General features: G+C 68.4%; 9 protein-coding genes and 1 pseudogene. 5 read left to right on the top strand and 5 right to left on the bottom strand.

Annotated elements, in window-relative coordinates; translation table 11 throughout:
* Nucleotides 1-245, bottom strand: a pseudogene (locus AC1DT4_RS02575) (aminotransferase); the annotation flags it as partial.
* A gap of 299 nt (nt 246-544) precedes the next feature.
* Here AC1DT4_RS02575 and ctaC point away from each other — a divergent pair.
* From ctaC to AC1DT4_RS02550, 5 genes are all read left to right on the top strand, one after another.
* Nucleotides 545-1,426 (top strand): aa3-type cytochrome oxidase subunit II, encoded by an 882-nt coding sequence (gene ctaC / locus AC1DT4_RS02570; protein WP_477088199.1) that lies wholly within the window; start codon nt 545-547, stop codon nt 1,424-1,426.
* The gene (gene ctaD / locus AC1DT4_RS02565) at nt 1,426-3,234 is read left to right on the top strand and encodes an aa3-type cytochrome oxidase subunit I (RefSeq protein ID WP_477088198.1); all 1,809 of its coding nucleotides are present in this window, start codon (nt 1,426-1,428) and stop codon (nt 3,232-3,234) included. The genes ctaC and ctaD overlap by 1 nt, the downstream gene beginning before the upstream one ends.
* Nucleotides 3,231-3,629: a cytochrome c oxidase subunit 4 gene (locus AC1DT4_RS02560; protein ID WP_477088197.1), complete on the top strand. Its 399-nt coding sequence runs from the start codon at nt 3,231-3,233 to the stop codon at nt 3,627-3,629. Before ctaD ends, AC1DT4_RS02560 begins: the two co-directional genes overlap by 4 nt.
* Before the next feature lie 72 nt (nt 3,630-3,701).
* On the top strand, nt 3,702-4,109 hold the full coding sequence (locus tag AC1DT4_RS02555; RefSeq protein ID WP_477088196.1) for an META domain-containing protein: 408 nt from the start codon (nt 3,702-3,704) through the stop codon (nt 4,107-4,109).
* On the top strand, nt 4,106-4,501 hold the full coding sequence (locus tag AC1DT4_RS02550; RefSeq protein WP_477088195.1) for an META domain-containing protein: 396 nt from the start codon (nt 4,106-4,108) through the stop codon (nt 4,499-4,501). Before AC1DT4_RS02555 ends, AC1DT4_RS02550 begins: the two co-directional genes overlap by 4 nt.
* 75 nt (nt 4,502-4,576) lie before the next feature.
* On the opposite strand, the gene AC1DT4_RS02545 is transcribed toward AC1DT4_RS02550, so the two are convergent.
* The 4 genes from AC1DT4_RS02545 to qcrC form a co-directional block, all read right to left on the bottom strand.
* Nucleotides 4,577-5,203 (bottom strand): superoxide dismutase, encoded by a 627-nt coding sequence (locus tag AC1DT4_RS02545; protein ID WP_421734079.1) that lies wholly within the window; start codon nt 5,201-5,203, stop codon nt 4,577-4,579.
* A 122-nt stretch (nt 5,204-5,325) separates the two neighbouring features.
* Nucleotides 5,326-7,062 carry a cytochrome bc1 complex cytochrome b subunit gene (qcrB, locus tag AC1DT4_RS02540; protein WP_477088194.1) on the bottom strand — a complete coding sequence of 579 codons (1,737 nt, stop codon included), beginning with the start codon at nt 7,060-7,062 and terminating at the stop codon, nt 5,326-5,328.
* A complete protein-coding gene (qcrA, locus tag AC1DT4_RS02535) occupies nt 7,059-8,099 on the bottom strand; it encodes a cytochrome bc1 complex Rieske iron-sulfur subunit (protein ID WP_477088193.1) in 1,041 nt (346 codons plus the stop codon). The genes qcrB and qcrA overlap by 4 nt, the downstream gene beginning before the upstream one ends.
* Nucleotides 8,096-8,881, bottom strand: a complete 786-nt coding sequence (gene qcrC, locus AC1DT4_RS02530; protein ID WP_477088192.1) for a cytochrome bc1 complex diheme cytochrome c subunit — start codon at nt 8,879-8,881, stop codon at nt 8,096-8,098. The genes qcrA and qcrC overlap by 4 nt, the downstream gene beginning before the upstream one ends.
* Between the last annotated feature and the right edge of the window lie 20 nt (nt 8,882-8,901).

The following is an 8,901-nucleotide window of genomic DNA, read 5'->3' as shown; positions in this document are numbered from 1 at the left end:
CCGTGCAGCGCCGCGGTGTGCGACGGCGCGAGGTCGACCTCCGGCGTCCGCGCGCCCACGGYGGCCGCGATCGCCTCGCGCGCACCGTCGAGCAGCATGCGGGCGCGGCGACCCTCGGCGTGCAGCCGGCGGGGGTCCGCCCAGCCCTGGTCGAGCGCCTCGAGGAACGCCGTCCGGGCGGCCGGGAGCAGCGGGGCGCGGCCTCCGGCGTCCAGAACGACCCGGCGGGCAGTGGTGTGCGTCACACGAGCGTCGCCGGGGCGGTCGGCGTCGTCCTGGTCGGGCTGGCTGCTCACGGGGGCACCGTAACCCCGCAGCGCCGTGACCTGGCGCGGGACGAGCGGTCCGAGGGTGCCGTAGGGGCGTCGGGTTTCCGTGAAGGAGGCGAGGTGTGATGGTGCTGACACGGTGTCGTCAAGGGGTGTCGTCAGGACGAAACGATGTGGTCGGCGCGCTAGGCTGCACAGGTCGAGGACGAAGGTCCCGGGCGGCGCTCTGCAGCATTGCGGGGGAGTCGACGGGACGCGAGTGAGAGGTCCCCCCGTTGCACCCGGACACCCCCCGTCGCACGCGGCGACCAGCCCTGTTGCTGGCCGGCCTGCTTGCTGTCGTCGCCGTCGCGCTGAGCGGATGCTCCGCCGAGGTGCAGCGCGGCTGGCTCCCCGGCAGCTCCGAGCACGAGATCACCGACCAGACCGGTCGCATCACGAACCTGTGGGTCGGCTCGTGGATCGCCGCGCTCATCGTCGGCCTCATCACCTGGGGGCTGATCCTGTGGTGCGTCGCGGTCTACCGGAAGCGCAAGGGTGACGACACCCTCCCCGTGCAGCTGCGGTACCACGTGCCCCTCGAGGTCATGTACGTGATCCTGCCGATCATCATGGTCGGGGTGCTCTTCTACTACACCAACCGCGACACCACCGACATCCAGGACACCGCGGCCGACGCGGACGTCCACATCCAGGTCATCGGCAAGCAGTGGAGCTGGGACTTCAACTACCTCGACGACGACGCCTACGACACCGGCCAGCACGCGCAGAACGTGGGCAGCGCCGGCACGGGCGTCCTCAAGGACCAGGTGACGCTCTACCTGCCGGTGGACGAGCGGGTCGAGTTCACGCTGAACTCCCGCGACGTCATCCACTCGTTCTGGGTCCCCGCGTTCCTCTACAAGATGGACATGATCCCGGGCAAGACGAACACCTTCCAGGTGACGCCGACGCAGGTCGGCGACTACCTCGGCAAGTGCGCCGAGCTCTGCGGCGAGTACCACTCGTCGATGCTGTTCAACGTCAAGGTCGTGTCGCGCGAGGACTACGACGCGCACATCGAGGAGCTCAAGGCCAAGGGTCAGGAAGGCTCGCTCGGTCTCGAGTACAGCCGCCAGCAGGACCTGGACTCCGCTCCGAAGGAAGGCGATAAGTGATGGCCGCCGTCGCGGAGCACATCCCCGGCCTGGCGCCGTCGCGCCAGACCCTCGGACGCACGGTGATCAAGTGGATCACCTCGACCGACCACAAGACCATCGGGTACCTGTACCTGATCACGTCGTTCGTCTGGTTCGCCATCGGCGGCATCCTGGCGCTGCTCATCCGCGCCGAGCTGTTCGCGCCGGGCATGGACATCTTCCAGTCCCGCGAGCAGTACAACCAGGCGTTCACCATGCACGGCACGATCATGCTGCTGCTGTTCGCGACACCGCTGTTCGCCGGGTTCGCCAACGTGATCATGCCGCTGCAGATCGGTGCGCCCGACGTCGCGTTCCCGCGGCTCAACATGCTCGCGTACTGGATGTTCTTCTTCGGCGGCACCATCGCCGGCGCCGGCTTCTTCACGCCGCAGGGCGCCGCGTCGTTCGGCTGGTTCGCCTACGCGCCACTGTCGAACACCGTGTACTCGCCGGGGCTCGGCGGTGACCTCTGGGTGTTCGGCCTGGCGCTCGCCGGGTTCGGCACCATCCTGGGTGCCGTCAACTTCATCACCACGATCGTCACCATGCGCGCCCCCGGCATGACGATGTTCCGGATGCCGATCTTCACCTGGAACACCCTGGTGACGTCGCTGCTGGTGCTCATGGCGTTCCCGCCGCTGGCCGCCGCCCTCTTCGCGCTCGGTGCGGACCGCCGCCTCGGGGCCCAGGTGTTCAACCCCGAGAACGGTGGCGCCATCCTCTGGCAGCACCTGTTCTGGTTCTTCGGGCACCCCGAGGTCTACATCATCGCGCTGCCGTTCTTCGGCATCATCACGGAGATCCTGCCGGTCTTCAGCCGCAAGCCGATCTTCGGCTACAAGGGCCTGGTCTACGCCACGATCGCCATCGCCGCCCTGTCCGTGACCGTGTGGGCGCACCACATGTACGTCACCGGGTCCGTGCTGCTGCCGTTCTTCTCGTTCATGACGATGCTCATCGCCGTGCCGACCGGCGTGAAGTTCTTCAACTGGATCGGCACGATGTGGCGCGGCAAGCTCACGTTCGAGACGCCGATGCTCTGGACGATCGGCTTCCTCGTCACGTTCCTCTTTGGCGGACTGACGGGCATCATCCTGTCCAGCCCGGCGCTCGACTTCTCGCTGTCGGACTCGTACTTCGTCGTCGCCCACTTCCACTACGTGGTGTTCGGCACCGTCGTGTTCGCCATGTTCGCGGGCTTCTACTTCTGGTGGCCCAAGATGACCGGCCGGATGCTCGACGAGCGGCTGGGCAAGGTCCACTTCTGGATGCTGTTCATCGGCTTCCACACCACGTTCCTCATCCAGCACTGGCTGGGCGTCAAGGGCATGCCGCGCCGGTACGCGGACTACTCACCCGACGACGGCTTCACGTGGATGAACCAGCTGTCTACCGTCGGCGCCGTCATCCTCGCCGCGTCCACGCTGCCGTTCCTCTGGAACGTCTACACCACGTGGCGCAACGCGCCGCTTGTCACCGTCGACGACCCGTGGGGCTACGGCGCCTCTCTCGAGTGGGCCACCAGCTGCCCGCCCCCGCGCCACAACTTCACGTCGCTGCCCAGGATCCGCTCCGAGCGTCCCGCGTTCGACCTGCACCATCCCGAGGTCGCCGCGATGGACCACGTGGAGCCGAACCCCGGCCCGCTGGACTGGGAGGCCGACCGCCGCGGTGAGGGCGCCGTCGCCAACGAGCGCGTCGTGGGCGGCACGGGCGAGCCCGAGCAGTCCACCGCGACGATCGTCGAGGACCGTCCGGGCACGGACGAGGAGGGCACGCGATGAAGCTCGAGACCAAGCTCTTCCTCTACGGGGTGCTGTTCTTCGTCCCCGTCGGCCTGATCTACGCGGCCTGGAGCCACGGCGAGCCCGTCGGAACCGTCGGCATCCCGCTGGTCGGCGGCCTGGTCGGCATGATCGGCGCCTACTTCGCGCTGCTGTCGCGTCGCATCGACGAGCGGCCCGAGGACGACCCGCTGGGCGAGATCGAGCAGGGTGCCGGCGACCAGGGCGTGTACAGCCCCTGGAGCTGGTGGCCGCTCGTGCTCGGCGTCTCCGCCGCGATCACGTTCGCCGGCCTCGCGGTGGGGTGGTGGCTGTCGGGCATCGGCATCGCGTTCGGGGTCATCGGCCTCGTCGGTTGGGTGTTCGAGTTCTCCCGTGGGCAGCACGCGCACTGATCGCCCGTCTCGCGAATGCCCCCGCCGTTTCGGTGGGGGCATTCGCGTGCCCGCTGCGCTACCGTCGGCGGAATGAGGCATTCGTCAGCAATTGCGGTCCGGTCCCTCGTGCTCGTCGCCGCAGTCGGGGTGGTGCTCGCCGGGTGTGCGAGCAGCGGCTCCGACGGTGGCTCCGGCTCTGCACTGACCACCAAGGACGTCACCGGGGAGTGGTCCCAGCCGAAGTCGGAGCCCCTGGTCAACCTCGAGCTGATCGAGAGTGGGACCGTCAGCGGGTCGGACGGCTGCAACCAGCTGAACGGCACGTGGAAGATCGACGGCTCGACCATCGAGTTCGGCGACTTCGCGGCCACCATGATGGCCTGCGAGGACGTGGACACCTGGTTGTCGGCGGCGTCCTCGGCAACCGTGTCCGGCGACGAGATGACGGTGCTGAACGACAAGGGCAAGGAGATCGGGACCCTCGAGAAGACGTCGTGAGCAGCTGCCGGCGTCGCGCCTGCATCGCGCTCGTGACGGCCCTCGCGGCCGCCTCCCTCGCGGCCTGCACCGACGCCGCCGGCGCAGCCCCCAGCGCCCCCGTCGAGGACGTCGCGGGCGTGTGGGGCATGCAGGACACCGAGGGCGTCGTGTCGCTGGAGCTGAAGGACGACGGGACGATCACCGGGACCGACGGGTGCAACCGGCTGACCGGCTCCTGGGACCAGGACGGCGACCAGGTGGCGTTCGGCCCGTGGTCGACCACGCGCATGGCGTGCCAGAGCGTCGACACCTGGATCGCCGAGTCGGTGAAGGCGACCGTGCAGGGCGAGAACCTGATCTTCGCCGACGAGTTCGGCATCGAGATCGGGACGCTCCAGCCGAACTCGTGAGGCCTCAGGTTGGCGGAGACGCGGCGAGGGCCGGCAACCCTGACGGGTGCCGGCCCTCGCGTACGACAGGGGCTGTCAGACGGCGACGATGAGGCCCGCGGTCTGCGTGCGCGCGCGGTCGAAGCGCGCGGCGGCGTCGGCCCAGTTGACGATGTTCCACCACGCCTTGACGTAGTCCGCCTTGACGTTGACGTAGTCGAGGTAGAACGCGTGCTCCCACATGTCGAGGACGACGACGGGGACCAGGCCCAGCGCGATGTTGCTCTGCTGGTCGTACAGCTGCACGATCACGAGCTTCTGGCCGATCGAGTCCCACGCGAGGATCGACCAGCCGGAGCCCTGGATGCCGAGCGCGTTGGCGGCGAAGTGCTTCTGGAACGCCTCGAACGACCCGAAGAACTCGTCGACCGCCGCGCCGAGCTCGCCGGTCGGCTTGTCCCCGCCGTCGGGGGAGAGGTTCTGCCAGAACACAGAGTGGTTGACGTGGCCGCCGAGGTTGAACGCGAGGTTCTTCTCGTGCAGGTTCACCGCGGCGAAGTCGTCGGCCGCGCGCGCGGCGGCGAGCTTCTCGAGCGCCGTGTTGGCGCCGGTCACGTAGGCGGCGTGGTGCTTGTCATGGTGCAGCTCCATGATGCGGCCCGAGATGTGCGGCTCGAGGGCCGCGTAGTCGTAGGGCAGATCCGGAAGCGAGTAGTCAGCCATGCGTGAGTACACCTCTCCTGCGTCGGTCTGGGACCGCGTGTCGCGGCCCGTCTGATACGAAGAAACGGGCGGCTCGCCGTTACGGCGAGCCGCCCGACTCCACGGTCAACTCTTGCTCAGGATCAGCGATTCCGCCCGTCGGGGGCCGTCTCATCCTGCGGATCCACCAGGTGCTGGCCGCCGCCGACGGCGCCGGTCAGCTCGGCCGGTGCGTGCTCGGGGCCCGCCTCGACGGCGTCGTGCTCGCCGTGCGAGTGGGACGCCGCCAGCTCGGCCGGCGTGACGGGCTCGACGCGGTCCTCGTAGAACGTCTGCGAGAGACGCTGGCGCATCCGGTCGAGCGCGTAGCCCTTGCGGCGCACCCCGCGGGAGTCCTCCGCCGGCTCGATCTCGAGTGGGCGGATGGCGTCGTGCTGCACCCGGAGCCAGCGCTCGTGGGCGTCCAGCGGCTTGTGCACCTCGATGTACTCACCGTTGGCGAACCGCACGATGCGACCCGTCTCGTGGCCGTGCAGGACCAGCTCGCGGTCCTTGCGCTGCAGGCCGAGGCAGATCCGCTTGGTCACCCAGAACGCGAACCAGGGGCCCAGGAAGATCAGCGCGCGGAACGCCCACGTGATGTCGTTGATCGACAGGTGGAAGTGCGTCGCGATGAGGTCGTTGGACCCGGCGAGCACGAGGATGAAGAACGCCGTGAGGAGCGAGACGCCGAACGCGGTGCGGAACGGCCGGTTGCGCGGGCGGTCGAGCACGTGGTGCTCGCTGCGGTCGCCGGTCACTGCCGCCTCGACGAACGGGTACGCGGCCAGCAGCGTGAACAGGATGCCCGGCACCACCATCGCCGGGATGATCACGTTGAGCGACAGCGTGTACTGCCCGATCACCACCTCGGTGAACCCGGGCATGAGGCGCAGGGATCCCTCGAGGAAGAGCATGTACCAGTCAGGTTGCGCGCCCGCCGAGATGGGCGACGGGTCGTACGGGCCGTAGTTCCACACCGGGTTGATCTGCATGGTCGCCGCCATGAGGGCGATGACGCCGAACACCGTGAAGAAGTAGCCGCCGGCCTTCGCCACGTAGATCGGGAACAGCGGGTAGCCGACGACGTTCTTGTTGGTCCGCCCGGAGCCCGGGTACTGCGTGTGCTTGTGGAGCACGACGAAGAACAGGTGCAGGCCGATGAGCGCGAGGATGATCCCGGGCACCAGCAGGATGTGCACCGTGAACAGCCGGGGGATCAGGTCCTGACCCGGGAACTCGCCGCCGAAGATGAAGTACGACGTGTAGCTGCCGATGATCGGGATGGCCCGGACGACGCCGTCCGTGATGCGCAGGCCGTTGCCGGAGAGCACGTCGTCGGGGAGCGAGTAGCCCGAGAAGCCGGCGGCCAGGCCGAGGATCAGCAGCAGGAAGCCGACGACCCAGTTGACCTCGCGAGGCTTGCGGAACGCGCCCGTGAAGAACACACGCATCATGTGCGTGACGATCGCCGCCATGAAGATCAGCGCGGCCCAGTGGTGGATCTGCCGCATGAGCAGGCCGCCGCGGACCTCGAACGACAAGCGCAGCGTCGAGGCGAAAGCCTCGGACATCTGGACGCCCTGCAGGGACGCCCACGGCCCGTCGTAGTGGACCTCGTTCATGCTCGGCACGAAGAACATCGTGAGGAACACGCCCGAGATCAGGATCGTGATGAAGCTGAAGAGCGCGATCTCGCCGAGGAGGAACGACCAGTGGTCGGGGAAGATCTTGCGCGCGAACGTCTTGACCGCGGTGCCGATGCCGGTCCGCTGGTCCAGGTAGTCCGCCGTACCCGCGGCGAGCTTCTCGACGGGGGTGGGGGTGGCTGTCGTCGTCATTTGACCAGGCGCTCCCAGTAGCTCGGGCCGACGGGCTCGTTGAAGTCGCTCTGCGCGATCAGGTAGCCCTCGTCATCGACGGTGATCGGCAGCTGCGGCAGGGGCCGCTTCGCCGGTCCGAACACGACCTTTGCTCCGTCCGCCACGTCGAACGTCGACTGGTGGCAGGGGCACAGGAGGTGGTGAGTCTGCTGCTCGTACAGCGCGACCGGACAACCCACGTGGGTACAGATCTTCGAGTATGCGACGATCCCGTTGTAGGACCAAGACTTCTTCTCCTCGGACTCCTTGAGCTCCGAAGGATCGATGCGCACCAGCAGGACGACGGCCTTGGCCTTCTCGTCGAGCGGGTAGTCGGCCTCCTCGAGGCCCTCGGGGATCACGTGGAACACCGAGCCGATGGTGACGTCCGCTGCCTTGATCGGGCGGTTGGTCGGGTCCGTCGCGAGGCGCGTGCCCTTCTTCCACATCGTGTGGCGGAACTTGGAGACGTTCCAGTCCTCGCCGACGCTGCCGATGAGCGGCACGATGATCGCGAGCGGGAACAGCGCGAGCGCCGAGATCATGGCCCCCTGGAGCACCCCGCGCCGGCCGATGGCCGAGTCCGCAGCACCCTCCTTGAGCACCTCGACGGCCGCGGTCCGCGTCTCGTCGTCGCTGCGCTGAAGGTGGCGCTCCTCGGACTTCTCGTGGTCGTTCATCAGCGCCTTGGCCCAGTGCACGGCCGCGAGGCCGATGCCGAGGAGCGAGAGCGCGAGACCGATGCCGAGCAGCAGGTTCGAGAGGCGCATCGACTCGACGGACTCGCCCGGCGGGACCGCGAAGTACGCGACGAGGAACCCGATGGTCGCGATGACCGAGATCGCGAACAGGAAGACGACCTGGCGCTCGGCCTTCTTGTTCGCCTTCGGGTCGTTGTCGCCGAGACGGTCGTGGTGCTCGGGGTGGCCCGGATCCTCGAACTTGTCGGGCAGCGCGCCCGGCGCGTGCGTGACGAGCTCGTTGCTGGCCTCGTGGCCGGGTTCGTGGTTGCTCACGAGGACTTCGCTCCGATCCAGACTGCTGCGCCGATGAGCAGGCCCATGCCGACGACCCAGGCCCACAGGCCCTCGCTCACCGGGCCGAGGGCGCCGAGGTCGAGACCGCCGGGGGACGCGCCGCCCTGCTGGTCGATGAACGCGATGATGTCGCGCTTCTCCTCGGGGGTGATGTTCGCGTCGTTGAACACGGGCATCGACTGCGGGCCGGTCAGCATGGCCTCGTACAGGTGGGTGGGCGTGGTCGCCCAGAGGTTGGGGGCGAACTTGCCCTGGGACAGCGCACCGCCGGCGCCGATGGCGTTGTGGCACATCGCGCAGTTGGTGCGGAAGATCGACATGCCCGTCGCGGGGTCACCCAGCGCGGGGTCGACCTGCTCCGCCGTCGGGATGGCCGGTCCGGCGCCCAGCGACGCGACGAACGCGGCGAGCTGGTTGATCTGGTCCTGGCTGAACTGCACCGGCTTGACCTGCGCCTGCGGACCGTTCATCTGCATGGGCATCCGGCCGGTGCCGACCTGGAAGTCGACCGCGGCGGCCCCCACACCGATGAGGGAGGGGGCGCTCTCGGTGCCGGACGCGGACGGCCCGTGGCAGGTCGCGCAGTTGGCCTGGAACAGCTTCTCGCCGGTCGCGATGTCGTTGGTGCTCGCCTTCACAGGCGTCGCGTCGGCCGACGTCGGTGCCAGCACCGCGTACAGGCCACCGGTGAGCAGCAGCGCCAGCAGGAGCAGCACGATCGGCGCGCGCCGATCCTGCCTGCGGGCTGCGAGTGCCTTCACGGATCGATCCTCGTCTCGCA

The sequence above is a fragment of the Cellulomonas sp. P4_D11 genome (assembly GCF_056401915.1).
Note: the sequence above shows the minus strand (reverse complement) of the source record. Positions and strands in the feature narration are given on the sequence as shown.